This is a genomic window from Microbispora sp. NPDC088329, assembly GCF_040685655.1.
GTDB lineage: Bacteria > Actinomycetota > Actinomycetes > Streptosporangiales > Streptosporangiaceae > Microbispora.
In genome coordinates, this window is sequence record NZ_JBFBIP010000020.1 from 1 (window position 1) to 23,852 (window position 23,852).

Annotated in this window: 23 protein-coding genes and 1 pseudogene; 11 read left to right on the plus strand and 13 right to left on the minus strand. The window is 72.0% G+C overall.

Annotated elements, in window-relative coordinates; translation table 11 throughout:
- Positions 1-338, minus strand: a 338-nt coding sequence (locus tag AB0O28_RS29940) for an RICIN domain-containing protein (protein WP_363645892.1), incomplete at its 3' end; no start/stop codon positions are given.
- A 408-nt stretch (positions 339-746) separates the two neighbouring features.
- On the opposite strand from AB0O28_RS29940, the gene AB0O28_RS29945 reads away from it, so the two are divergent.
- Genes AB0O28_RS29945 through AB0O28_RS29955 form a run of 3 tightly spaced genes read left to right on the plus strand, consistent with a single transcriptional unit; the run spans position 747 to position 4,575 of the window.
- Positions 747-1,547 (plus strand): ATP-binding cassette domain-containing protein, encoded by an 801-nt coding sequence (locus tag AB0O28_RS29945; protein WP_363645893.1) that lies wholly within the window; start codon positions 747-749, stop codon positions 1,545-1,547.
- Complete coding sequence (locus AB0O28_RS29950) at positions 1,544-3,892, plus strand: YhgE/Pip domain-containing protein (protein WP_363645894.1); 2,349 nt, start codon at positions 1,544-1,546, stop codon at positions 3,890-3,892. The genes AB0O28_RS29945 and AB0O28_RS29950 overlap by 4 nt, the downstream gene beginning before the upstream one ends.
- Positions 3,889-4,575, plus strand: coding sequence for a TetR/AcrR family transcriptional regulator (locus AB0O28_RS29955; RefSeq protein ID WP_363645895.1), 687 nt, complete (start codon positions 3,889-3,891; stop codon positions 4,573-4,575). The genes AB0O28_RS29950 and AB0O28_RS29955 overlap by 4 nt, the downstream gene beginning before the upstream one ends.
- Before the next feature lie 12 nt (positions 4,576-4,587).
- On the opposite strand, the gene AB0O28_RS29960 is transcribed toward AB0O28_RS29955, so the two are convergent.
- Positions 4,588-4,860 (minus strand): hypothetical protein, encoded by a 273-nt coding sequence (locus tag AB0O28_RS29960; RefSeq protein WP_363645896.1) that lies wholly within the window; start codon positions 4,858-4,860, stop codon positions 4,588-4,590.
- 202 nt (positions 4,861-5,062) lie between these two features.
- On the opposite strand from AB0O28_RS29960, the gene AB0O28_RS29965 reads away from it, so the two are divergent.
- Positions 5,063-6,889 (plus strand): substrate-binding and VWA domain-containing protein, encoded by a 1,827-nt coding sequence (locus AB0O28_RS29965; RefSeq protein WP_363645897.1) that lies wholly within the window; start codon positions 5,063-5,065, stop codon positions 6,887-6,889.
- Positions 6,890-6,920: 31 nt separating this feature from the next.
- Positions 6,921-7,673: a hypothetical protein gene (locus AB0O28_RS29970; protein ID WP_363645898.1), complete on the plus strand. Its 753-nt coding sequence runs from the start codon at positions 6,921-6,923 to the stop codon at positions 7,671-7,673.
- A gap of 8 nt (positions 7,674-7,681) precedes the next feature.
- Here AB0O28_RS29970 and AB0O28_RS29975 read toward each other — a convergent pair whose 3' ends face one another.
- The 4 genes from AB0O28_RS29975 to AB0O28_RS29990 all read right to left on the minus strand — a co-directional run bounded on the left by AB0O28_RS29975 (position 7,682) and on the right by AB0O28_RS29990 (position 10,137).
- A complete protein-coding gene (locus tag AB0O28_RS29975) occupies positions 7,682-7,921 on the minus strand; it encodes a hypothetical protein (RefSeq protein WP_363645899.1) in 240 nt (79 codons plus the stop codon).
- 130 nt (positions 7,922-8,051) lie between these two features.
- Positions 8,052-8,522 (minus strand): thioesterase family protein, encoded by a 471-nt coding sequence (locus tag AB0O28_RS29980; protein WP_363645900.1) that lies wholly within the window; start codon positions 8,520-8,522, stop codon positions 8,052-8,054.
- A 1-nt stretch (position 8,523) separates the two neighbouring features.
- The gene (locus AB0O28_RS29985) at positions 8,524-9,156 is read right to left on the minus strand and encodes a TetR/AcrR family transcriptional regulator (protein WP_363645901.1); all 633 of its coding nucleotides are present in this window, start codon (positions 9,154-9,156) and stop codon (positions 8,524-8,526) included.
- A 33-nt stretch (positions 9,157-9,189) separates the two neighbouring features.
- Positions 9,190-10,137, minus strand: a complete 948-nt coding sequence (locus AB0O28_RS29990) for a pyridoxal-phosphate dependent enzyme (protein ID WP_363645902.1) — start codon at positions 10,135-10,137, stop codon at positions 9,190-9,192.
- Positions 10,138-10,213: 76 nt separating this feature from the next.
- On the opposite strand from AB0O28_RS29990, the gene AB0O28_RS29995 reads away from it, so the two are divergent.
- Together AB0O28_RS29995 and AB0O28_RS30000 are read left to right on the plus strand one after the other, a co-directional pair.
- Complete coding sequence (locus AB0O28_RS29995) at positions 10,214-11,092, plus strand: LysR family transcriptional regulator (RefSeq protein WP_363645903.1); 879 nt, start codon at positions 10,214-10,216, stop codon at positions 11,090-11,092.
- A gap of 113 nt (positions 11,093-11,205) precedes the next feature.
- Positions 11,206-12,420 carry a serine hydrolase domain-containing protein gene (locus tag AB0O28_RS30000; protein WP_363645904.1) on the plus strand — a complete coding sequence of 405 codons (1,215 nt, stop codon included), beginning with the start codon at positions 11,206-11,208 and terminating at the stop codon, positions 12,418-12,420.
- A 39-nt stretch (positions 12,421-12,459) separates the two neighbouring features.
- Here AB0O28_RS30000 and AB0O28_RS30005 read toward each other — a convergent pair whose 3' ends face one another.
- A complete protein-coding gene (locus tag AB0O28_RS30005; protein ID WP_363645905.1) occupies positions 12,460-13,284 on the minus strand; it encodes a cellulose binding domain-containing protein in 825 nt (274 codons plus the stop codon).
- A 371-nt stretch (positions 13,285-13,655) separates the two neighbouring features.
- The gene (locus AB0O28_RS30010; RefSeq protein ID WP_363645906.1) at positions 13,656-13,931 is read right to left on the minus strand and encodes a helix-turn-helix transcriptional regulator; all 276 of its coding nucleotides are present in this window, start codon (positions 13,929-13,931) and stop codon (positions 13,656-13,658) included.
- Between the two features lie 54 nt (positions 13,932-13,985).
- On the opposite strand from AB0O28_RS30010, the gene map reads away from it, so the two are divergent.
- The 4 genes from map (at position 13,986) to AB0O28_RS30030 (ending at position 17,371) form a co-directional block, all read left to right on the plus strand.
- Positions 13,986-14,753: a type I methionyl aminopeptidase gene (map, locus tag AB0O28_RS30015; protein ID WP_363645908.1), complete on the plus strand. Its 768-nt coding sequence runs from the start codon at positions 13,986-13,988 to the stop codon at positions 14,751-14,753.
- 96 nt (positions 14,754-14,849) lie between these two features.
- Positions 14,850-15,485: a LysE family translocator gene (locus AB0O28_RS30020; RefSeq protein ID WP_363645909.1), complete on the plus strand. Its 636-nt coding sequence runs from the start codon at positions 14,850-14,852 to the stop codon at positions 15,483-15,485.
- Positions 15,486-15,704: 219 nt separating this feature from the next.
- Positions 15,705-16,388 (plus strand): VC0807 family protein, encoded by a 684-nt coding sequence (locus tag AB0O28_RS30025; protein WP_363645910.1) that lies wholly within the window; start codon positions 15,705-15,707, stop codon positions 16,386-16,388.
- Positions 16,385-17,371, plus strand: coding sequence for a hypothetical protein (locus AB0O28_RS30030; protein WP_363645911.1), 987 nt, complete (start codon positions 16,385-16,387; stop codon positions 17,369-17,371). The genes AB0O28_RS30025 and AB0O28_RS30030 overlap by 4 nt, the downstream gene beginning before the upstream one ends.
- Here AB0O28_RS30030 and AB0O28_RS30035 read toward each other — a convergent pair.
- The 5 genes and pseudogenes from AB0O28_RS30035 to AB0O28_RS30055 all read right to left on the minus strand — a co-directional run bounded on the left by AB0O28_RS30035 (position 17,359) and on the right by AB0O28_RS30055 (position 23,703).
- Positions 17,359-18,949 (minus strand): annotated as a pseudogene (locus AB0O28_RS30035) (acyl-CoA synthetase). The gene AB0O28_RS30030 and the pseudogene AB0O28_RS30035 sit on opposite strands and share 13 nt — an antisense overlap.
- 18 nt (positions 18,950-18,967) lie before the next feature.
- Positions 18,968-20,116, minus strand: coding sequence for a thiolase domain-containing protein (locus AB0O28_RS30040; RefSeq protein ID WP_363645912.1), 1,149 nt, complete (start codon positions 20,114-20,116; stop codon positions 18,968-18,970).
- An 8-nt stretch (positions 20,117-20,124) separates the two neighbouring features.
- On the minus strand, positions 20,125-21,165 hold the full coding sequence (locus AB0O28_RS30045; RefSeq protein ID WP_363645914.1) for a thiolase domain-containing protein: 1,041 nt from the start codon (positions 21,163-21,165) through the stop codon (positions 20,125-20,127).
- Entirely contained in the window at positions 21,165-22,091 is a 927-nt protein-coding gene (locus AB0O28_RS30050) for an OB-fold domain-containing protein (RefSeq protein ID WP_363645915.1), read from the minus strand. The genes AB0O28_RS30045 and AB0O28_RS30050 overlap by 1 nt, the downstream gene beginning before the upstream one ends.
- A gap of 25 nt (positions 22,092-22,116) precedes the next feature.
- On the minus strand, positions 22,117-23,703 hold the full coding sequence (locus AB0O28_RS30055; protein ID WP_363645916.1) for an acyl-CoA synthetase: 1,587 nt from the start codon (positions 23,701-23,703) through the stop codon (positions 22,117-22,119).
- Positions 23,704-23,852: the final 149 nt, after the last annotated feature.

The window sequence follows — 23,852 nt, forward strand, 5'->3', positions numbered from 1 at the left end:
GACTCCTGCTGGACGGCCTTGCCCGCGGAGGTGGAGGCCCCGGCGACCCCGGCGCACTTGCCGCTGTTGCCGGCGGCCAGGCGGAAGCCGCTGCCTTGGGTGGACAGGTTCCAGGTCTGGTTGCTCGCGCCGGTGCAGCCGGAGACCGTGAGCTGCACGCCGTCGGAGCCGCTGCTGCCCGGAACCGTGAGGCACAGGCCGCTCGCGCCGTTCACGATCCGGTAGGCGCCCGCACTGGGTGCCGCGTTGGAGACGCCGGTGAAGACGCCGCCGACCAGGGCGGCGACCCCGACGACGGTGCCGATCACCCCGACTCCGGTTCTGGTACTCCTTCTCAAAACCGAGCTCCTCGCAGGTCGTGCAGGACCCCTGACCGAGGCGGTGGCGGCGCCACTCCTGGTCCCGCTGGGGGAATTCATGAATGTGAACGACATCCATGAACAGGAACGCGGCTTAAGTTACGGACCACGGGAACCCGGGTCAATGCCACGTGTCACACGATGACGATCCGCTTCAGGACGCTCGCCGATTTGGCCAGGTGGGAGCCGACACGCCACGGCCTTCTCCGTGAAATTTTCATGAAACACGAGCCGCCGGGGTCGCGCCCCGGCGCACGGCCTTCGCGCCACCGGCCATCCGGGAACCCACGGATGTAGGTGAGATCACACCATGACCGGGCTCAGGACCACGCGCTTCCGGCGCTATGTTTTGTACCGACTGGTCAGTTCAAAGAAGGGAGAGTCGACGTGGATGCCGGGGGCTCGGGGAACGTCGCCACACCCTCTGCCGGAACACCCTCCGATCCGCCCCGCGCGGTCTTCGGGGGTGTCGAGGTGGCGGCGCGCGGGCTGGGCGTGCGGGGCGGTCACGGCTGGGTCTACCGGCACGTCTCGCTGCGCGCGGCTCCCGGTACGCTCACCGTCGTCACGGGTGAGGCGGGCAGCGGCCGTACGAGCCTGCTGCTCACCCTCGCGGGACGGATGAAGCCCGCCGAGGGGACGCTCACCGTGGGCGGCCTCGCGGCACCCCGCAGAATCAGGCAGGTCTCGGCCCTGGGGCTCTTCCCCCAGGTGAACCCCCTCGACGACGCCCTGTCCGTACGCGAGCACCTGCAGGAGCGGTCGCGCACGCACGGGTTCCTGTGGCGCAGGCGGCACCCTGATGCGGCACGGTCGGCGCTCACCCACGCCGGGCTCGATCCGGACGCGCTGCCCCACGGTGATCGGACGCCGGTCAGAGAGCTCATCCGTGGTCAGGCGGTGCGGCTGGGCGTCGCGCTCGCCCTGCTCGACCAGCCCGGCCTGCTCCTCGTGGACGACGCCGACACCGGGATCCCCGCGGGCAGGCGCCACGAGCTGTGGGACACGCTCCGCGGCCTGGCCGACGGGGGGCTCACGATCATCGCGGCGTGCACGGACGCCGAAGAGGCGGCCGGCGTCGCCACCGCACTGCTGCCGCTGCCCGTTCCCCCGCCCCCGGTCGCCGGGGACGCGGTCGCCGGGGACGCGGTCACCGGGGACGACACCGAGAAAGGTGAACGGCGATGAGCGTCCCCCTTCCCGGCCGGCTCGAACTGCGCAGGTTCATGCGCTCGCGGCTCACCAGGGCCGCGCTGGTCGCCGTCGTCATGCTGCCGCTGCTGTACGCGGGGCTCTATCTGTGGTCGTTCTGGGATCCCCAGGCGAACCTGAACCGCGTGCCGGTGGCCCTCGTGGTGGAGGATCGTCCCGCCACGGCCACCGGCGCCGCGCAGGGCCCGGCGAACACGGTGGACGCGGGCCGGGAGCTCGCCGCCGAACTGGAAGAGCGCGAGGTGTTCGCCTGGCACCGAGTCGACGCGGCCGAGGCTGACAGAGGCGTCCGCGAGGGCCGTTACTACCTGTCGCTCACGATTCCCGCCGGCTTCAGCGCCGACCTCGCCTCGCCCTCCGGTGACGGCACGCCGCGCCCTGCCCAGCTCGGCGTACGCGTGGACACCGGGCGCAGCTACATCATGCGGACGATCTCGGACGCGGTGTTCCGCGAGGTCAAGGAGGCGGCCGGGCGCAGCGCGGTCAAGGACTACCTGGACCAGATCTTCCTGTCCTTCGGCGAGCTGCACGACAAGACCGCCCAGGCGGCCGACGGAGCCGACCGGTTGCACGACGGAGCCGCCGCCGCGAGCGACGGAGCCGCCTCGCTGGCCGAGGGGCTCGGGTCCGCGCAGGACGCGACCGGCACGCTGTCATCCGGGGCGGACGCCCTTCACAGCGGGTCGGAACGGCTGGCGAGCGGGCTGCACCAGGCCAGGACCGGCTCGGCCTCCCTGTCCGCCGGCCTGTCGAAGGCGGCCACCGGCGCGGCCGACCTCCGCAAGGGCCTGTCCGCTCTCGACAAGGGGGCGGCCAAACTGGCCGAGGGTAATCGCGAGGTCTACCGCCAGGTCCACGCCCTGTCTCCCACCGTCAACCGGGCGGCCGACACGTACGTCCCCGTGCTGAAGAAGAACGGCGACCGCATCCGGCAGGCCGCGCTCACCCTCGCGCAGGGCGCCGACGGCTTCGCGGACGCGCTCGACGGCCTGCCGCAGGAGGTGCGGGGCTCGGCCGGCGGGGCCCGGCAGGACCTGCGTGCCGTCGAGCGCTGGCTGAACGCCCATCCGGACGCCGACCCCGAGCTACGCGCGCTGGTGGAGCGGGCCGCCGGGTCGGCCGGCGATCTCGCGTCGGCGGCCGGTCGGCTGGAGGACCGCCTCGGCGCCCAGACGGGCAGGCTCGACGACCTCGCCGGCACGGCACGGGCGGTCGCGGACGACGCCCGCGAGCTCGCCTCCGCCGCGCCCGGCCTCGGCGGCGCACTGGAGGACGCCCGCGACACGTTCAACCAGCTGGACAAGGGGCTCGGGCAACTGGCCGACGGAGCGTCCGACCTCCGTGACGGCGCGGGCAAGGCGCTGAACGGGGCCTCCTCGCTGTCGCACGGCCTCGGCACGCTGAACAACGGCGCCCGGAGCCTGTCCACCGGCCTCGCCAGGCTCGGCAACGGAGCGAGCGACCTCACCACCGGACTCGCCTCACTCGCCTCCGGTGCGGGCAAGCTCGACAACGGCATCGGCAAGCTGCAGCGGGGGGCGGGCACGCTCGACTCCGGGCTGGTCAAGCTGACCGACGGCTCGGGCGAGCTGGCCGGCAAGCTCGGCGACGGAGCCGCCCGGATCCCCGACTACGGCACCCGGGAGCGCGACAGCCGCACGGACATGATGAGCGACCCCGTCCGGCTCGCCACCGAGGTGGACAACGAGGTGGACAACTACGGGACCGGGTTCGCGCCGTTCTTCGTGCCGCTCGCGCTGTGGGTCGGCGCGATGGTGACGTACATGGTGCTGCGGCCGCTCAACCCGCGCCTGCTCGCCGGGTCGGCGCCGGCGTGGCGCACGGCCCTCGCGGGCTGGCTGCCGGGGCTCGCGATGGGGACGCTCCAGGTGGCGGTGCTGCTCGCCGTGCTGCGCTTCGGCCTTGGGCTGGAGGCGGCGAACTGGCCGGGCGTGGTGGCCTTCCTGGTGCTGGTCGCGGCGGCGTTCCTCGCCGTCGTGCAGGCGGTCAACGCGCTGCTCGGGCCGCCCGGACGGGTGGCGGTGCTGGCGCTGCTCATGCTGCAGCTCACCTCGTCGGCGGGCACCTATCCGATCGAGACCTCCCCCGGGTTCTTCCAGGCCATTTCGCCGTGGCTGCCGATGAGCTGGGTGGTGTCGGCGATGCGCCGGCTCATCAGCGGCGGCGACACCGCCGTGGTGTGGCAGGCTTGCGGCGTGCTGTCCGCGTTCGTCGCCCTCGGTCTCGCCCTCACCGTGCTCGCCGTCCACCGCGGCCGAACGTGGTCGATGCGCCGCCTCAAGCCGGAGCTCTCGCTGTGAGCCGCCCCGCGGACGGCCCGGGCGAGGACCGCGGCACGCCCGGCGGCGAGGCGGAAGAACCCCCCGCCGGCCGGTCCGGCGGTCCCGGCGCGGTGCGGGCGTCCGGCGGCAGGCGCGCCGAGACCCGGCAGAGGCTCTACCGGGCCGCGGCCGACCTCATCGCCGAGCAGGGATTCGCCGCCACGACCGTCGACGCGATCGCCGAACGCGCCGGAGTGGCCAAGGGCACCGTCTTCTACAACTTCGGCAGCAAGGAGGCGTTGTTCGCCGGCCTGCTCGACCACGGGATCGAGCGGCTCGCCGGCGCCCTCGCCGAGGTCGCGCGCGGCCCCGCGACCTCTCCGGTCGCCGTGCTCGACGCGCTCATGCTCGCCCAGCTCCGCTTCTTCGACGAGTACGGGCCGTTCGCGCGGGTGCTGCTGGCCGAGATGTGGCGGGCGGCGTGGCAGGACGCCGTCTTGCGGCTACGGACGAGCGTGCTCGCGGTGTACGAACGCGTCCTCGCGGACGCGGTGGCGGCAGGCGAGCTGCGCTCGGGGTTCGACACCGGCACCGCCGCCACGGCCGTCTTCGGCATGGTGCTCACCGTCGCCATCGAGCGCCGAGCGCTGCGCCCCGACCAGCCGGTCGAGGACGTGCACGCGACCCTGGCCGAGCTCGTCCACCGGCGCATCTCGCCCTGAACGGGCGCGACGTCAGAGGAAGATGTCGTCCACGGACGTCGCGGTGGCCGCCCGGCGGATCCACTTGCCGAGTATGTGCAGGTCAGAGCATCGGTTGATCCGCTCACGCGCTTCTGAAGGGATCTCCAAGCCCCGCGCGTCGAGCACGGCGAGGATCGCCTCGATCTCGCCCTCCGCGCGGCCCTCTTCCCGACCCTGTTCGCGGCCCTGCTCCAGACCCTTGTTCACCCATTCGGAGAAATAACGGTCACCGATGACCTTCTCGTAGTCGGCTGACGCCGTCATCAAGAGCTCCTTCAGTCGTTCGCCCGCTACTTGGGCACGAACAGATTTACCCAAAGTGATCAAGCAATTACACACGATCACCGAATTCTGTGGATGAGTGGGGAACGGGGCTGGGGCGTTAGCGAGACGAGATGATCGGCAACTAACGTGATCCGCCGTTCGTCGGGATAAATGCAGGTATCCCGTGGCAATGGAGGAGACCGTGTACCCCCCACCGCAGCAGAAGCGCCGCCGCAGCGTGGCTCCGTTCGTCATCGCGGTCATCTTCGCGGGAGCGCTCATCGTCGGACTGAAGCTGCTGTTCGGCGGGACGTCGGGCAGCGGGGACGCCGGCCGCGACGAGGGCGGGAACGCGACCAGGCGCGCCTGCGACGACGACGGGATCACGCTGACCATCGCCGCCTCCAGCGAGAAGGCCGAGCTGCTGCGCACGATGGCCAACGACTACAACGGCCACAAGGTGGACGGGCAGTGCGTGGACGTGATCGTGAACTCCAAGGCGTCGGGCGGGGCGATGCAGGCTCTGGCACGCGGCTGGGACGAGCGGCAGGACGGCCCGAAGCCGGACGTCTGGACGCCGGCGAGCACCGGCTGGGTGACCCTCCTGCGACAGCGCGTCGAGGGCGGCGACCAGGCGTCGCCGGTGTCCGCGGACAACCCGACGATGGCCACGTCCCCGCTGGTCATCGCGATGCCGAAGCCGATGGCGCAGGCGCTCGGCTGGCCGACGAAGAAGATCGGCTGGTCGGACGTCCTGGACCTCGCCAACGACCCGAGGGGCTGGGCGAAGTACGACCACCCCGAGTGGGGAAAGTTCCGTCTCGGCAAGACGAACCCGAACTTCTCCACTTCCGGCCTGAACGCGACCATCGGGGCGTACTTCGCGGCCACCGGGCTGTCGGGCGACCTGACGGAGCGGGACGTCGCCGCGGCGAAGACGCGTGACTTCGTCAAGGGAGTCGAGCGGTCCATCGTCCACTACGGCGACACCACGTTGACCTTCCTGTCCAACCTCCAGCACGCCGACGACTCGGGGACGGCCATGTCGTACATCTCCGCCGTGACGGTGGAGGAGAAGTCGGTGTGGGACTACAACCAGGGCAACCCGACGGGCGATCCGAAGACGCTCGGCGACCACGCCAAGCCGAAGGTCCCGCTGGTGGCCGTCTACCCCAAGGAGGGCACGCTCTTCTCCGACCACCCGTACGCGGTGCTGTCCTGGGCGGACGCGGCGAAGAAGGCCGCTGCGGCGGACTTCCTGAAGTACCTTCAGGCGCCCGAGCGGCAGCGGGAGTTCGAGAAGTACGCCTTCCGGTCGCACGACGGCAAGCCGGGCGACCTCATCACGACCGCCAACGGCCTCGACCCCAAGCAGCCGGCGACCACGCTCAGCACGCCGACCCCGCAGGTGCTCGACCGGATCCTCGGGAGCTGGGCCGAGCTGCGCAAGCCCGCCAACGTGCTGATGGTGATGGACGTCTCCGGCTCGATGGGCGCCGACGTCGCCGGCACCGGCAAGACCAAGCTCGACCTCGCCAAGCAGGCCGCGATCAACGCGTTGCCGCAGTTCGGCCCGAACGACCGCGTCGGCCTGTGGATGTTCAGCCTCAAGCAGGACGGCGACAAGGACTACCGCGAGCTCGTCCCCCTGAGCAGGAACAACCCGTCGCGGCTCAAGAGCCGCATCAACGGCCTGATCCCCAACGGCGGCACGGGGTTGTACGACACGGCCCTCGCGTCGTTCCAGCACGTAATGCGGCACCAGAACGGCGACGCCATCAACGCGGTCGTGTTCCTGACAGACGGCAAGAACGAGGACAACAACTCCATCTCGCTGAAGAACCTGCTGCCCGACCTGCGTAAGGAGGCCGGACAGGAGACCGTGCGGATGTTCACCATCGCGTACGGCGGTGACGCCGACCTGGACGTCCTGCGGAAGATTTCGCAGGCCACCGACGCGGCGGCCTACGATTCACGCAAGCCGGGGAGCATCGACGAGGTGTTCACCGCGGTCATCTCCAACTTCTGAACGACCTTCACCCTCCGACCTGGGAGCCCCCTTGTCCCGCTTCACCGAGGAACTGCGCGACCCCTGGGCGCTGCTCCTGGGCGCCACGGCGGCCGGCGCGGCCTGGGCCGTCGACCTCCATCCGGCGGGCGTGGCCGTCGCCGGGGTCGCGGTGTGGCTCATCAAGGCGTTCGCCTCCGCGTGGCAGTCCACGGAGGGCGAGAGCCGTAAGGAACCGCAGGCCCCGCCGGTCACGAAGGACAGCGCGGAGGAGGCGTGGCTGCGGCGGGCGGAGCGGGCCGCGGCGTCCTTCGCCGACCTGACCGCCTCCATGCGCGGGCAGCTCCTGCTCGACCGGATCGCGGCCATGCGCCCGCAGGTGGACGACACCGTCGAGACCCTGCGCCGGCTGGCGGGTCACGCCTCCGTCACCGGCTCGGCGCTGGCCCGCTTCGACCCACGGTTCCTGGAGCAGGAACGCGCACGGCTCACGCAGGCGCGGCGGACGGCCCGGCAGGAGGTCGCGGGCGAACTCGACCGGTCGATCGCCGCCCTGGACGCGCAGCGGGAGGTGTACGACCGGTTGTCGGGCGCGCGGGAGCGGGTGCTGGCCCGGCTGCAGTCGGGCGCCCTCAGCCTGGAGGGCCTGGTCGCGCGGGCCGTCGAGATCTCCGCCATGACCGCGACCTCCGACGGCGCGGGCGGCGGCGCCCGGGCGCTCGACGACCTGACCTCGGAGCTCGAACTCACCCGTCAGAGCCTGCACGAGGTCGAGGAGGCCACCCGCCACGACCTCGGTCCCTGATCGCCCGCTCAGGCGAGGGATGCGGTCGCAGCGTGCCACAGACCGGCTCTGTCCAGTTCGCCGACCTGCCAGGTGCGGGAACGGAGCGTGCCCCGATGCCGGTAGTCGCGCATGATGTCGACATGCGCGCGCAGCCGCACGAACTCCCGTAGATCGCTCTCACCGCGCCACACCGACAGCGAACCGACCCGGCGGCCGGGCAGGTCCGGCCACAGCCACATGCCGACCGCGCCGGGCAGCGACGCCACAGGCGGCCCAGCGTCAGGCCGCGCCGCGCGATGCCGGGCAGGTCGAGCATCCGGTCCATCCGGAGGTCCGTCAGCGCGGCCACCAGCGGTCCCGGCCGCGCCGCGTCGGGCCCGGCGATCCAGCGCGACCTCAGCACGGCGCCGCCTCCCGCAGCACCGCGGGCGCCGTACGCAGCAGAGGGGCGGCGGCCGTGCGGATCACGTCGCTGAACGGCGCCGGCCGGAAAGTGGCCGGATCCAGGTTGACGTTGACGCGATAACCCTCGGCGTGCACCGTAACTTGGTCCGGGGCGCGGTCCGCGGACAGCACGCGGAAGCCGTACACCCCGCTGGTGCGTCCCATCCGCTCCAGCCAGAAGTGCACCAGCCGCTCGCCCGGCTCCGCGATGGGCGCGTGGTAGGTCACCTTGAACTCGCGTACGGCCATGAGCACGTCGGGGAACGCGGACCGGGCGGGGTCGGACGCCCAGCCGAGCCGGTGCCAGTACGCGCCGATGGCCCGCTCGACGAGCAGGGCGTAGCGCGAGTTGTGCAGCAGCCCCATCGCGTCGAGGTCGTCGAAATGCACCTGGACGGGCTCGTGTACGCCACCTGCGGTCATGTCAGTCCTCCGGGAGAAGCGCGGGGTCGGGGCAGAGCGCGCGCAGGCGCTGCAGCACGCCACGTCGGGCGTGGACGAGGGCCTGCGCCCCGTCGTACAACCGGGAGTGGATGATCACCATCTCGCCGAGCGCGTCGATCTCGTAGGCCAGCTGGGCCGGATCGACGCCGCCGGCCACCTCACCCAGCGTCACGGCCTCCGCGACCAGCCGGCGGATCAGCCCCTGCCACTCGTGCATGGCCCGCGCGAGCCGGTCGCGGACGGCCCCGGGGCGGTCGTCGAACTCGGCCTGCACAGCGAAGAAGAAGCACCCGCCGGGCAGCACACCGGCGCCGTAGAAAGCCAGCCGTGCCTCGTGCAGCGCGAACAGGCGCCGTACGCCCGCGGGGACACCCAGCGCGGGCCCCACCACCTGCTCGGTCCACTGCCGGGCGGCCCACTCCACAGCGTCGAGCTGCAGTTGCTCCTTGTCCCGCCAGTGGGCGAAGAGTCCGGACTTGCTGACGCCGGTCGCCGTCGCCAGCCGCCCGAGGGAGAGCCCGTCCAGCCCCTCGACCGAGGCCAGCTCCACCGCCTGCCGCAGGATCGTCTCGCGGCTGCGCAACCCGCGCAGCCGCCGGCCGTCTTGTGTCACCCGGACAAACTATATGAACGACCGGTCGGTCGTCTAGTTGGCCGCGAGGAGCCGGGCGAGTTCGGCCGGGCCGGCGTTGCCGCCCGTGCAGACGACGGCGACCCTGCGCCCGGCGAATTCCTCGCGCCGCGCCAGCAGCCCGGCGAGGGCCGCCGCCCCCGCGCCCTCGGCGAGCGTGTGGGCCTCGGTGAGCAGCAGGCGCTGGGCCCGCAGGATCTCGTCGTCGTCCACCAGGACGAAGTCGGCCAGGCCGTCCCGCATCACCGCCTGCGGGGTCGCGAACGCCGACCCGGTGGCGAGTCCCTCCACGACGGTCTTGACCGGCCGGCTCACCGGTTCTCCCAACCGCCACGAGTCGTACGCGGCCGGGGCCTGGGCCGACTGGACGGCGATCACCCGGCAGCCCGGCGCGAGCGCGGCGGCGGCGAGGCACGCGGCGGCGGCCCCGCTGCCGCTGCCCACGGGCACGAACACCGCCTCCAGGTCCGGCCGGGCGGCGAACATCTCGGCATAGAGCGTGCCCACCCCGGCCAGGATGTCCGGCTCGTCGGCCGGGCTGATGAGCCGCCGTCCCGTCCGCTCGGCCAGGTCGCGGGCGTGCTCGCCGGTCTCCACCATGGTCGCGCCCCGGACCTCGACGGCCGCCCCGAGCGCCTCGACCGCCGCGACCTTGGCGGGGTTCGGGTTCTCCGGCATCAGGACCGAGCAGGGCACGCCGTACAGGCGGCAGGCGTACGCGACGGACTGGGCGTGGTTGCCGGTCGAGTACGTGACGACCCCACGACCGCGGCCGGCCATTCGGGCCAGCAGCGTGATGCCGCCGCGGACCTTGAACGCCCCCGTGGGCTGGACGTTCTCGTGCTTCACGTGGATCTCCGTGCCGACCGCCGCGTTGAGCACGGGATAGGACCACATGGGCGTCTCGGGCAGGTGCGGGGCGATGAGCCGCCGGGCGTCCAGGATGTCGCGAATATCGGTCATGACCATAAGCCTGGCCTCCAGCCCCACAATAGGTCCAACTGAAGTTTCCGGGCGAAACCATAGACGGGATCGATGAATGCCACTCGACGTCGTGCGACTGCGTGTGCTCGTGGCCGTGGCCAGGACCGGCACGGTGACCGCCGCGGCGCGGGAACTGCACTATTCGCAGCCCTCGGTGAGCCACCATCTCGCCCGTCTGGAGGCGGAGACGGGCGCGAAGCTGGTGCAGCGGGTGGGCCGCGGCATCCGCCTCACCGAGGCGGGACGCCTGCTCGCCGAGCGCGGCGCGGAGATCCTCGGCCGCCTCGACGCGGCGTCCGCGGAGCTCGCCGCGCACGTCGGGCTGCGGACCGGACGCGTACGGCTGGCCGCGTTCCCCTCGGCCCTCGGCACGTTCGTCCCGGCCGCCGCCGCGCGGCTCGCCGACGATCACTCCGGGCTGGACCTGCGGCTCATGGAGGCCGAGCCGCCCGAGGCGCTGCGGCTGCTGCGCGCGGGCCGGGTGGACGTGGCCGTGGTCTTCCGGTACGGCGAGGCCGGTCCGGAGGACGACGGCGTCCGGCTGGTCCACCTGCTCGACGACCCGAGCTTCCTCGTCGTCCCCGCCGCGCACGACGGTCCCGGGGACCTGGCGGCGTACGCGGACGGGCCGTGGATCGCGGGGTGCGAGCGGTGCCGCGCCCATCTGCTCGCGCTGTGCGCCGAGACGGGCTTCGAGCCGCGCGTCTCGTTCACCACCGACGACTACGTGGCCGTGCAGGCCATGGTCGCGGCCGGTCTGGGCGTGGCGATCCTCCCCCGGCTGGCGCTGTCGGCCCATCGCCATCCCGGCGTACGCCTGGCCGAACTGCCGGGCTCGGCCCGCCAGGTCTACGCCGCGACGTACGGCGAGCCGCCCGACCCGCCCGCCGTCGCCGCGCTGGTCACCGCCCTCCTTCCCCCGCGAGATGCGTGATACGTCTGCGGAGGCGGCCGATGATCCACTAGAAATTGGACATGCGGAAAACGTCGCTGTTTACGTCCATATCTGAGGATCGGGAAGGTCTGAACAGGAGGAACTTCCTCCAGATGGGCGCCTTCGCGGTGCCCGCCCTCGCGTTCGGTTCGAAGACGCTCCCCGCGCCCGTCGTGGAGGCCACCGGGGTGGCGCCCGCCTCGCTCGCCGGGTTCGACACGCTGATGAAGACCTACATCAAGGACCGGGGGATCACCTGCGGGCAGCTCGCCGTCTCCAAGGGCGGCAAGCTGGTGCTCGCCAGGGGCTACCGCTACTCCGACGGCAGCCATGCCGTTCCCGCCGTGTCGCCCACATCGCTGTTTCGCATCGCGAGCCTGAGCAAGCACATCACCGCCATCGCGATCATGCGGCTCGTCCGGGAGGGCAAGCTCAGCCTGACCGCCTCGGCCGCGACGCTCCTGGGCCTGTCCACCGCGGCCGACTCCCGGCTGGCGAAGGTGACCGTGTGGCGGCTGCTGCAGCACACCGGGGGCTGGGACCGGGACGTCTCCGGCGACTACCTGCACATGGACCGCACCATCGCCAAGGCGCTCGGCGTGCCGCTGCCGATCACCCCGGACCATATCGTCACGTACGCGAGCGCCCGGCCGCTGGACTTCGCCCCCGGCACGAAGTTCGCCTACAGCAACTACGGCTATCTGCTGCTGGGCCGGATCATCGAGAAGGTCTCGGGGACGAGCTACGAGACCTACGTCAGGCAGAAGGTCCTGGCGCCCCTCGGCATCACCCGTCCGCGGCTGGGCCGTACGCTCCGGTCGCAGGCCGCCTCCGGCGAGGTCGTGTACGAGTCGCGGTACACGGGCCAGACCGTCCTCGACGAGACCGGCCAGGTCCTGCCCGCGCCGTACGGCGGCGGGTTCGGCATGGCCTGCCAGGGCCCCAACGGGGGGTGGATCGCCTCGGCGGTCGACCTGGTGCGCCTGGCGAAGGCGCTCGACGCGCCGAACGCCGTGCTCGATTCGACCTCCATCGGCAGGATGCTCGCCAAGCCCGAGATCGGCGTGAACCAGTACGGCTCCTGGTACGGCGCCGGTCTGTGGGTGCGCCAGGTGACGGGACACGTCAACACCTGGCACGACGGCTCACAGCCCGGCACCTACACCTACATCGCCCGCCTGCAGAACGGCGTCACCTACGCCGCCCTGTTCAACCGGCGGGAGGAGAGCGGATCCCCCGACTTCGACGTGCTCGCCGACCTGTTCAACGCGCAGATCGGCAAGGTGACGAGCTGGCCCGCGACCGATCTCAGCTCGCGCTATTTCTGACGCCGCCTGCTTCCGGCGCCGCCTGCTTCCGACGCCGGTTCAGCTCGGGCTCGGGGCGGGCGACGGCGTGGCGGCGTCGTTGTCCGACTCCCTGACGGTCCACAGGGCGACACCGCTGCCCGGCAGCTGACTGATCCGGGACAAGAACGCGGCGGTGCCGTCCGTGGCGTCGTCGTCCTCCGCCGCGAAGACGGTGAGGGGCTGCCAGATGTCCCATCGGTCCGCGGGGAAGAGCAACCGCGGGCCGATCGACAGATCCGTGTCGCCGAGCAGCCGCTCGCTGTCCACGGTCACCCAGCCGTACGACGGCCTCTGGCTGAGCCGTACGTGGATGACCGCCGAGCCGCCTTCGGGCACGACGATGTCGGCGGGCGAGACGACGACGCTCGGCGTGGGGCTCGCGCTCGGAGACGGGACGGGGGTGGGAGCCGGGGAGGGCGGCACACGGACCGCACACGGCGCTCCGTTGACGGCGAAATCCGCCGGCGGCGGGTTGCTTCCGCGCCAGGTTCCGGCGAACCCGACGGCGGCCGACGCGCCGGGCGATATCGAACCGGCCGGGACCGAGGCGGCGACCAGGCGGCCGGACTGCGCCCACTGCGCCGACCAGCCGTACGTGAGCCGCTGCGAGCCGGGAAACGTGAACGTGAGCGTCCAGCCCGCGATGTGGTCGCCGGTGTTGGCCACGTTCACGCCGGCGGTGAAGCCGCCCCCGTCCTCGCCCCACTGGGAGGTGGCGTAGGTGACCTCGCAGGACACCGCGGCACCGGCCGTGCCGGGGACGAGCCCGGTCGCGACGGACACCGTGACCACGACGGCCGCGAGGACGGCCGGGCGGCGCAACCGGCCGCGGGCGAATCGCATCAAGCACCTCCATGACGACTGCCGACCACACCGTGCCGCCGCCCTCCACTCGTCGGCGCTGCCCCCAGCGTCGGGTGTCCTCCGCCCGCTGTACAGGAACTCCGGCGGCCCGCCCTCGCCGTGGGTGACCGGACGCGTGGCGGCCGTCCCCGCCTACCTCGGCGAACGCCGACGACGGCGGCCGGGGCCGGGCGGCCGCCGCACGTGAAGACCGGTGAAAGATTCAGATGAGACGGTCCCCGCGCCGGGTTCCGGCCCTCATGTGTTCATGTCTGGGGTGCAGGGGCACCTGCCGCCCTGGTCCTCGTGTGCACACACTGATCGCCCTCGCCGTTGGACGAGCTCTTCCGGAGAACGGCGCGGCCGGGGCGTCAACCGGCCTGGCGGAGCTCGGCGGCGTTCGGGCCTTCCGCACAGGCGGCGGCCAGTTCGTCCAGCGACAGGCCGAGCGCGGCGGCGAGCGCCGCGACGGTGAAGAAGGCCGGAGTCGGCGCTCGGCCGGTCTCGATCTTGCGCAGCGTCTCGGCCGAGAGACCGGCCGCCGCGGCGACCTCGACCATGCTGCGCTCGCCGCGCGCCTGCCGGAGCAGGACACCGAATCGCTCCCCCCGCTGCCGCTCCTCGGGGGTCAGGGGCACTCTCACCATGACCGTGATACTAATACCGGTATAGTTATTGGCGCCACTTGAAAGGGTCATGTCATGGTGGAGATCAAAACCGATGCCGCGCTGGACGCGATGCGAGAGGCGGGGCGTGTGGTGGCCCGCATCCTCGACGCCGTACGGCGGGCCGCGGCCATCGGGGTGCGGCTGACGGACCTGGACGAGACGGCGCGGGCGGTGCTGCGTGAAGCGGGGGCGCGCTCGCCGTTCCTCGGCTATCGGCCGCACTTCGCGCCCACCCCCTTTCCCGCCGTGATCTGCGTGTCCGTCAACGACGCCATCGTGCACGGCATCCCCACCGACTACCGGCTGCGTGACGGTGACGTCGTCGGCGTCGACTGCGGCGCAGAACTCGACGGCTGGACGGGCGACGCCGCCGTCACGTTCATCGTGGGCACGCCGCGCCCCGGTGACGCGGAGCTCGTCGACACCACGCGCCGGGCCCTGGACGCGGGGATCGCCGCCGCGACCGTGGGCAACCGCATCGGGGACATCTCCGCGGCGATCGGCGCGATCGCCCAGGAGGCCGGGTACGGCATGCCCAAGGACTTCGGCGGCCACGGCATCGGCCGCCACATGCACGAGGACCCCTCGGTGCCGAACCACGGCCGTCCGGGCCGGGGCTATCCCCTGCGGCACGGCCTCACGCTCGCCATCGAGCCGATGTTCATCGCCGGAGGCCGGGACGGCTACCGCACGGCGGCCGACGGCTGGACGCTGCACAGCGTGGACGGCAGCAGGGCCGCCCACATGGAGCACACCATCGCGATCACCGAGGACGGCCCCCGCGTGCTGACCGCGCTCTGAGGTCCGCGGAAACGATTCGGAGGCGATCCGGCGGAAAGGGAACTCTCGCCGGAAATACGAGTGCTCGGGCGAGCCGGTTGTCCCTACCATCCGAGCATGCCGACTCTGCCTACGGTCGCCCTGTTCGCGGCCGCCACGCTGGCGTTGCTCCTGGTTCCGGGGCCCGCCGTGCTCTACATCGTCACCCGCAGCGTGGCCCAGGGCCGTACGGCGGGGCTGGTGTCCGTCCTCGGCGTCCACGCCGGCTCGCTGGTGCACATCGCCGCCGCGGCCTTCGGGATCACCGCGCTGCTCGCCGCCTCGGCCACGGCGTTCGCCGTCGTCAAGTACCTGGGCGCGGCCTACCTTCTCTACCTGGGGATCCGCAAGCTGGTGCGGCGGCCCGAGGCGGAGGACGCCGAGGTCAGACACGCCTCGAACTCCAGACTGTTCGGCGAGGGGTTCGTGGTCAACGTGCTGAACCCGAAGACGGCCATGTTCTTCCTCGCGTTCCTGCCGCAGTTCGTCGATCCGGCCCGTGGTCCCGTGGCCCCGCAGGTGCTCGTGCTCGGGGCCGTGTGGGTCACGCTCGGCATGGCCAGCGACGGCACGTACGCGCTGCTGGCCTCGGTCCTCGCCGGGCGGCTGCGCTCCTCGGCGCGGGCGCGGCGGCGGCTCGACCGGGGCAGCGGCGTCGTCTATCTCGGTCTCGGCGCCGTGGCGGCCCTGACCGGCGAAAGCGCCAAGGTCTGACGGGCGTGAACGCCATGCCCTGACGGGCGTGAACGCCATGCCCTGACGGGCGTGCGCCATGCCCTGACGGGACGGCAGCGCCTCGGTTCTGCACGGGCGATGCGCCGCCGCGTACAACCGGGACATTTGTACTGCCGCAATCGGGATCGCTGAATCTGTCCGGCTCCTCCGGCTTTGGAGACGCTTGATGCGCACACGGAGACGCGCTGGAGGAGCCCGATGACCGAGACCCTGACCGCCCCGGCGAGAGCCGAGCAGCCCCGGCGAGGCACCCTCCGCACGGTGCTCATGCCGCTGGCGCTCGACGTCGCCGCGCCGATGGCGTGCTACTACCTCCTGCACGGCGCGTTCGGCGCGAGCGAGGTCGCCGCGCTGGGCGTGAGCGGCGTGATCCCGGCCGTCCGGGTGGTCGCCGGGATCGTCAGGGACCGCACGCTGAACGGGCTGGCCGGGCTGACGCTGGCGGTCAACGTGGCGGGCATCGCGCTGAGCTTCGTCACCGGCGACGCCCGCATGATGATCGCCAAGGACTCGGCCCTCAGCGGCGTGATCAGCCTGTTCATGATGCTCACGGCGTTCACCGCGCGCCCGGTGATGACTCCGGGCATGCGCGCGTTCATCACCCGGGGGAACCCGGTGCGGGAGGCCGCCTGGGAACGGCTCGCGAGCTCCGCCCGGTTCCGCCGCGCCGAGCGCCGCTTCACCGGCATCTGGGGCGGGGCGATGCTCGCCGATTGCGTGGCCCGGCTGATCGGCGCGTTCACGCTGCCGGTGTCCACCATGGTCTGGCTGTCCAACGTGCTGCTGATCGCCGCCCTCGTGGTGGGGCTCCTGGTCGCGGGCGCGTTCGGCTCCGGGCCGATCATGATGATGGTCAACAACGAAGCGAAGGGTGTGCGATGAGAGGCAAGGGCATCAACTACGACACCGGTTTCCTCCCGGGCGGGAACATCAGCCGGAAGACCTTCGACCCGGAGACGGTCCGCGCGGAGATGCGGGTCATCGCCGATGAGCTGCACTGCACGGCCGTCCGCATCACCGGCGGGCACCCCGAACGACTCAGCGTCGCCGCGCGGCACGCCGCCGACGCCGGGCTGGAGGTGTGGTTCGCGCCCTTCCCCTGCGAGATGACCACACGGGAGCTGGCGCCGTACTTCCTCGAATGCGCCGAACGGGCCGAGGATGTGCGGCGCGACGGCGCGGAGGTGGTGCTCGTGACCGGGTGCGAGCTGAGCTTCTTCGGGGCCGGCTTCCTGCCCGGGGAGACCTTCTTCGACCGCATGGCCGCACTCAGCTCGGGGGATCCCGACCTGTACGCCCGATTCGCCGAGATCCCCGCGCGGTTGAACTCCTTCCTGGCGGAGACCGCCGAGGCCGTCCGCGCCGTGTTCGGCGGGCGGGTGACGTACGCCTCGGGCGAGTGGGAGGACGTCGACTGGAGCCCGTTCGACATCGTCGCGGTGGACGCCTACCGCGACGATCGCAACGCCGCGACCTACCGCGAGGAGCTGCGTTCCCGCTTCCGGTACGGCAAGCCGGTGGCGGTCACCGAGTTCGGCACGTGCGCCTACACAGGGGCAGGCGCACGCGGCGGCATGGCATGGGCCATCGTGGACCACACCGCGAATCCGCCCCGGCTGGACGGCGACTACCGCCGCGACGAGGGCGAGCAGGTCCGCTACCTGCGCGAACTGCTCACCGTGTTCGAGGAGGAGGGCGTGGACAGCGCCTTCTGGTTCACCTTCGCCGGCTACAACACGACGTACGACCCGGACCCGCGCAGCGACCTCGACATGTCCTCCTACGGGGTGGTCCGGCTGCTGAAGGACGGCGGACGGGAGCCCAAGGAGGTCTTCCACGCCCTCGCCGCCGCCTACTCCGGCTGACCCGCCCCGGCGGCGACCCGGCCGGCCCACCGGTAGTCGGCCTTGCCCGCCGGGGAGCGGGCGATCTCCTCCACGAACGCGTAGGTCCGCGGCACCTTGTAGCCCGACAGCCGGATCCGGCAGTGGGCGTCGAGCTGCCGCGCCGTCGGCGCGGTGCCGGCGTACGGCTGGACGACGGCCGCGACCCGCGAGCCCCAGCGTTCGTCGGGGATGCCGGTCACCACGGCGTCGAACACGGCGGGATGCCCCTTGAGCACCGCCTCGACCTCCTCGGGGAAGACCTTCTCCCCTCCCGTGTTGATGCACTGGGACCCGCGGCCGAGGATGCGGATCGTGCCGTCCTCCTCGACCGTCGCGAGGTCGCCGGTGAGCAGCCACCGGACGCCGTGCGCGTCGGCCACGAAGGTGCGGGCGGTCTTGTCCGGGTCGTTGTGATAGCCGAAGGCGATCCTGCCGCTCCTGGCCACTGTGCCGATCCGCCCGGAGCCCGGCTCGACCGGGGTCAGCGTCTCGTCCAGCACGGCGACGGTCGCGCCGGCGTTGGGCCGGTACCGCAGGCCGGACTCGGGCGACGACCCGTCCACGCCCGACGCGGTGAAACCGGACTCGGTCGAGCCGAAGTTGTCGAGGATCATCCTCCCGGGCAGGAGCTCCTCCAGCCGCGCGCACGGCGCCGCTGAGGATCGCCCCGGTCGAGCCGACCACGAACAGCGACGACAGGTCGTAGGACCCGGCGGCGATCTCGTCGGCGAGCGGGCGGGCCATCGCGTCGCCGGTGATGTTCAGGCTGACGACCTTCTCCCGGTCGATCGCGCGCAGCACCGCGGCCGCGTCGAACCTCCGGACGTAGACCATCGCGTTGCCCATCCACCAGGCGATGAAGGTGCCCATCTGGGCCGCGCCGTGCATCAGCGGGGCCGCCGTCATCATGACGATCGGCGACGCGCCGCGCGCCTGCTCGATCACCGCCTCGGGCGTCTTCAGCGGCTCGCCGTACGGGTTGCCGCCGCCGAAGGCGTAGAAGAGGTCCTCCGACCGCCACATCACGCCCTTGGGCATGCCGGTCGTGCCGCCGGTGTAGATGACGTACACGTCGTCGCCGGATCGCGGCCCGAATCCCCTGCCCTCGGGTTCCCCCGCCACCGCGTCCTCGTACGGCACCGCTCCCGGCACGGCCGACGCGCCGCCGACGGCGACGAGGTGACGGAGCCCGGGGACCTCGCGCGCGGTGGCCGCGACCCGGTCGCCGAACTCCACGTCGAACAGCAGGGCCGCGATGCCGGAGTCCCGGTAGAGATAGAGCAGCTCCGACTCGACGTACCGGTAGTTGACGTTGACCGGCACGGCCCGCAGCTTCAGCGTCGCCAGCAGGGCCGCGACGTACTCCACCCCGTTGTGGAGCTGCATGCCCACGTGTGTGCCGTGGCCCACGCCGTGCGCGGCCAGGTGGTGGGCGAGCCGGTTGGCGCAGGCGTCGAGCTCGGCATAGGTCAGCCGGTCGTCGCCGCAGACCACCGCCACACGGTCCCCGACGGCGTCGGCAAGCCCCTCGAAAAGATCGGCGTGGTTGAACTCCATCCGGCGGACCTCCCGCGCTCAGGGTTTACTGCTGCCGACGATCCACATCGCGAAGAACTGAGCGCCTCCCCCGTACGCGTGGCCGAGCGCGAGGCGCGCCCCCTCGACCTGGTGCTCCCCCGCCATGCCCCGCACCTGCAGCGCGGCCTCGGCGAAGCGGATGAGACCCGAGGCGCCGATCGGGTTGGACGACAGGACGCCGCCGGAGGCGTTCCACGGGGTGTCGCCGCCGAGTGCCGTGCACCCGGCCTCGGTGAGCTTCCAGCCCTCCCCCTCGGCGGCGAAGCCGAGGTTCTCCAGCCACATCGGCTCATACCAGGAGAACGGCACGTACACCTCGGCGACGTCGATCTCCCGGCGCGGGTCGGTGACACCGGCCTGGCGGTAGACGTCGGCGGCGCAGTCGCGGCCCGCCCGCGGGCTGACGACGTCGCGACCGGCCACCATGATGGGCTCCGAGCGCATCGCCGTGCCGTGGATCCAGGCGGGCGTGCCGGTCACCATGTCCTCGGCCGCGAGCACGATCGCGCAGGCGCCGTCGGAGGACGGGCAGGTCTCCAGGTAGCGGATCGGCTCCCACAGCATCGGGGTCGACTCGACCATCTCCCGGTCGATCCCGGGGATGCGCAGATGGGCGTACGGGTTCTTCAGCGCGTTGAGCCGGTCCTTGACCGCGACCAGCGTGCCGATGTGGTCCGGCGCGCCCGACCTGCGCATGTACTCCCTGATGTGCGGCGCGAAGTAGCCGCCCGCCCCCACGACCAGGGAGGCGTTGAAGGGCAGGTGCGTGGTCAGGGCCCACGTGGCGTTCGACTCCGACTGCTTCTCGAAGGCGACCACCAGCACCCGCCCGTGCACCCCGGCCTGCACGAGCGAGGCGCCGACCAGCGCGGTCGACCCGCCGACCGAGCCCGCCGTGTGCACGCGCATCACCGGCTTGCCGGCTCCGCCGAGTGCGTCGGCGAGGTAGGCCTCCGGCATCATCACGCCCTCGAACAGGTCGGGGGCCTTGCCGATGACGACCGCGTCGATGTCGGCGAACGTCAGGCCGGCGTCCTCGAGCGCCCGCAGGGCGGCCTCGCGGACCAGCCCGGCCAGCGACACGTCCCGCCGTCTGGTCTGATAGCGGGTCTGGCCCACGCCGATGACGGCACAGCGGTTTCCCACGGCGACTCCTACAGAGACTGGTCGAGGACGACGCCTTCGAGCACGGCGACGAGGTTCTGCTGCAGGCACGGTCCCGAGGTGGCGTGCGCCACCGCGCGGTCCGCCGAACCGTCGAGGATCCGCCGGGCCGCCTCCCCGATCCGGATCAGGCCGGTGGCCATGACGGGGTTGGCCGCCAGCGGCCCGCCCGACGGGTTGACCATCACGTCGCCGGACAGGCCGAGCGCCTCGCGCAGGATCGGCTCCTCGTGGCTGAACTGGGTGTGGAGTTCCGCCACGTCGACCTGGCCCTTGCCCACCCCGGCCGCCCGGCCCGCATCCGCGGTGGACACCGACCGGGACAGGTCGCGCATGCCCAGGTAGTGGGGCTCGGCGCGGTGCGCGATGCCGGTGATCCAGGCGGGGCGCCCGGCCAGCTCACGGGCGGGCTCCCCGGCGGCCAGCACCACGGCCGCCACCCCGTCCGTGACCGGCGCCACGTCGTACGGCCGCAGCGGCTCGACCGCGAACTCCTCCCCTGAAGGATCTGGCAGGTCGAGGGCGCAGGGGTTGGCCCGGCCGTCGGCCCGGCTGCGCCGCACGATCTCGTCCAGCACCGCTCTGTCCGCATTCACCGCTGCGGCCTGCAACGCGGCGTACGACACCTGGTCGAGCCCGAGCGGCGCCAGGTAGTACGGATCAAGCTGAAGCGCCATGATCGCCCGGATGTCCGACATCGACGACTTGCCGAAGCCGTAGACCAGGGCGGTGTCGATGTCGCCGTGCTGGAGCCGCACCCACGCCTCGTAGAGCGCGAAGGCGCCGTCCATCTCGACGTGGCTCTCGCTGATGGGCGGCCAGGCGCCGACCGCGTCGAGCGCCGAGACGAACGAGAACGGCGCGCCCGCCAGATAGTCGCAGGAGCCGGAACAGGTGAAGCCGAACCTCTTCAACCCGGTCGCCCGCTTGACCTCGTCGATGACCGGCAGCAGCAGCTCCGGCTCGGCCGCCCCGGTGTCGTGGCCGGTGTGGACGGTCTGGGCGAAGGCGACGACCGCGACCTCGCGCATCAGGCACCTCCGGTGGAGTCGTCGAGGTCGGCGTCCGGCTCCCCGGTCGGCTCGAACCACTTCACATTGGTCATCGACAGCGTCCGCTCCTCGGGCGGCACCCACACGGCGCGCACCCGCATGCCCTGCCGCACCTCGCGCGCCGGCACCCCGCCGATCAGCGCGATCACCGGCGTGTCCGCGCCGTCCAGCAGCACGTACGCGGAGACGAACGGCACCTCGGGGGCCCGGGGATCGGGCAGGTTGTTGATCGCGAACGTGGTGACCGTGCCGGTGTCGGCGACCTCCACCTCCTCCTCGATCACCGAGCCGCACGCGGGGCACGACTCGCGGTAGGGCACGTAGACGGCGGCGCAGTCGGTGCACCGGCCGCCGACGAACCTCCCGTCGCGCACACCCTTCAGGAACCGGGTGAGCGCCCGTCCCGGCGTGACGCGATACTCGGCGCGTACGGGCGCGACGAGCGAGGTGACCTCGGGCACAAAGCACTCGATGTCCGTGATGTGCCCGGTGGTGACGCCCCGCCAGCGCGGGCGCACCCGCAGCCCCGGTCGCAGCGCCTTCGGGCTGCCCGCGTCCACCGCGTGCACGAGGGCGGTGTCGGCGCCGTCGAGTTCGATCAGCGCCCAGGCGAACGGCCGGTCGAGCGGATGGCCGGGGCGCGGGGAGCCGACCCAGGCCCACGCCTCGACGGTCCCGGCCGGGCCGACCTCCACGTACTCCTCGGTGACCGGCTCGCCCGTGTCCGGGTCGTATTCCAGCGGCGGCACCAGCACCCGCCCGCCGGCCGTACGGACCCCGACCAGCCGCCGGTCGCGCAGCTCGGTGAGGAACCGCCCGATGACCGGCCCGGTCGTCCGGGTGTAACCGCCGGGGAACTCCAGGACGTGCGTCGCGACCAGGTCCCCGGACACGTCAGACGGCACGGCCCCTTCAGATGACACGGCCCCTTCAGATGACACGGTCCCTGCCTTCCCAGTAGGGGGCGCGGAGCTTGCGCTTGAGCAGCTTGCCGTTCGGCTCGCGGGGCATCTCGCCGATGAAGTCGATCGAGCTCGGCCATTTCATCCGGGCCAGGCGGCCCTCCAGCGAGCCGAGGATCTCCGCGGCCAGTTCGGGGCCGGGCGCCGCACCCGGCGCGGGCTCGATGACGGCCTTGACGGCCTCGCCCCACTCGTCGTCCGGGACGCCGAACACGGCGGCGTCGGCCACCTTCGGGTGGACGAGCAACTCCTTCTCGATCTCGGCCGGGTAGATGTTGGCCCCACCCGAGATGATCACGTCGGCCTTGCGGTCGCAGAGATACAGGAACCCGTGCTCGTCCAGGTAGCCGATGTCCCCGACCGTGAAGTAGGCGGTGTCTCCACCGATCCCCCTTCGGGCGCCCACCCCCGCCTCCAGCCGATTGGCCGCGGTCTTCTCCGGGTCGCCCTTGTATTCGAACGAGAGGCCCAGCTTCATGTAGACCGTGCCGGGCGTGCCCGCGGGCACCGGTGCGAGCTCGTCGTCCACGATGAGCAGCTCGCTGTTCGGCCAGGCCTTCCCGACCGTGCCCGGCCGCTTCTTCCAGTCCTCGGGGGTGGCGATCGTGCCGCCGCCCTCGGTGGCGGCGTAGTACTCGTAGATCACATCGCCCCACCACTCCAGCATCTGCCACTTGACCGGCACCGGGCAGGGCGCGGCGGCGTGGATCATCCAGCGCAACGACGACAGGTCGTAGGAGCGCCGCGTCTCCTCGGGCAGCGACAGCAGCCGTTTGAAGTGCGTGGGAACCATGTGGGAGTTCGTCACGCGGTGGCGCTCGCACAGGCGCAGGGTCTCCTCGGCATCCCACTTGTCCATGAAGACGAGCGTGTGCCCCATGTGCAGGGCCGTACCGGCGAACTGGGTGACCGCGGTGTGGTAGCTCGGCGAGGTGACCAGGTGGACGTTCGGCCGGGCCGGCGTCACGCCGAACAGCCGCAGCAGCCCCGCCATCAGCTCGGCGGCGTCGTCGGGGTCGAGGCCGGTGAGCGCCCGGCGCACGCCCTTCGGCCTGCCGGTGGTGCCCGAGGTGTAGTGCATGGTGGCCCCGGCCGTACGGTCGGGGGGCGGGGTGTCCGGCCTGCCGTCGACCAGCTCGGCCACCGGCCGGAAACCCTCGGCCTCGCCGTACGAAAAGCACCGGTCAGGAGCGATTCCCGCCTCCCGCGCGCCCCTGACGGCCGCCGCGGCGTACCGCTCGTGAGCGAAGAACGCGGCGGCCTCGCTGTCGGCGACGATGTAACCGATCTCGGGCCCGGTGAGGTGCCAGTTGACCGGCGTGTAGTACCACCCTGCCTGCAAAGCGGCGAGATAGAGCACGAGACCGTCCGCGCCGTTGGGCAGCAGCCCGCAGACGCCGTCCCCGGGCCGCAGGCCCAGTGCGCGCAGGCCGTGCACCACGCGGTTGGCCCGGGCCAGCAACTCGCCCGCGGAGTGTTCCGTTCCGTCCGGATCGACCGCGGCGATCCACGCCGGGTCGGCCTGCGCGAGCCTCCAGAAACCGAGTGAGCCCATGTGCCAGCCCCTCCACCGCCGCATCGCGTGTCGTGGGCGTCCGCGGCGTGAGCGGCCCCGGCGTGAAGCACGCCGGTACGACGCCGACAAGACCTGGCAATGCGGAGCGGCTCAGACGAGAATCGGTTCTAGTTCTTGCGGGCAGAGTA

Coding starts and splice junctions, on each gene's coding strand:
- AB0O28_RS29950 (WP_363645894.1), top strand. CDS start 1,544: ATGAGCGTCCCCCTTCCCGGCCGGCTCGAACTGCGCAGGTTCATGCGC.
- AB0O28_RS29960 (WP_363645896.1), bottom strand. CDS start 4,860: ATGACGGCGTCAGCCGACTACGAGAAGGTCATCGGTGACCGTTATTTC.
- AB0O28_RS29980 (WP_363645900.1), bottom strand. CDS start 8,522: ATGACCGCAGGTGGCGTACACGAGCCCGTCCAGGTGCATTTCGACGAC.
- AB0O28_RS29990 (WP_363645902.1), bottom strand. CDS start 10,137: ATGACCGATATTCGCGACATCCTGGACGCCCGGCGGCTCATCGCCCCG.
- AB0O28_RS29995 (WP_363645903.1), top strand. CDS start 10,214: ATGCCACTCGACGTCGTGCGACTGCGTGTGCTCGTGGCCGTGGCCAGG.
- AB0O28_RS30000 (WP_363645904.1), top strand. CDS start 11,206: ATGGGCGCCTTCGCGGTGCCCGCCCTCGCGTTCGGTTCGAAGACGCTC.
- AB0O28_RS30005 (WP_363645905.1), bottom strand. CDS start 13,284: ATGCGATTCGCCCGCGGCCGGTTGCGCCGCCCGGCCGTCCTCGCGGCC.
- AB0O28_RS30010 (WP_363645906.1), bottom strand. CDS start 13,931: ATGGTGAGAGTGCCCCTGACCCCCGAGGAGCGGCAGCGGGGGGAGCGA.
- map (WP_363645908.1), top strand. CDS start 13,986: ATGGTGGAGATCAAAACCGATGCCGCGCTGGACGCGATGCGAGAGGCG.
- AB0O28_RS30020 (WP_363645909.1), top strand. CDS start 14,850: ATGCCGACTCTGCCTACGGTCGCCCTGTTCGCGGCCGCCACGCTGGCG.
- AB0O28_RS30025 (WP_363645910.1), top strand. CDS start 15,705: ATGACCGAGACCCTGACCGCCCCGGCGAGAGCCGAGCAGCCCCGGCGA.
- AB0O28_RS30030 (WP_363645911.1), top strand. CDS start 16,385: ATGAGAGGCAAGGGCATCAACTACGACACCGGTTTCCTCCCGGGCGGG.
- AB0O28_RS30045 (WP_363645914.1), bottom strand. CDS start 21,165: ATGCGCGAGGTCGCGGTCGTCGCCTTCGCCCAGACCGTCCACACCGGC.
- AB0O28_RS30055 (WP_363645916.1), bottom strand. CDS start 23,703: ATGGGCTCACTCGGTTTCTGGAGGCTCGCGCAGGCCGACCCGGCGTGG.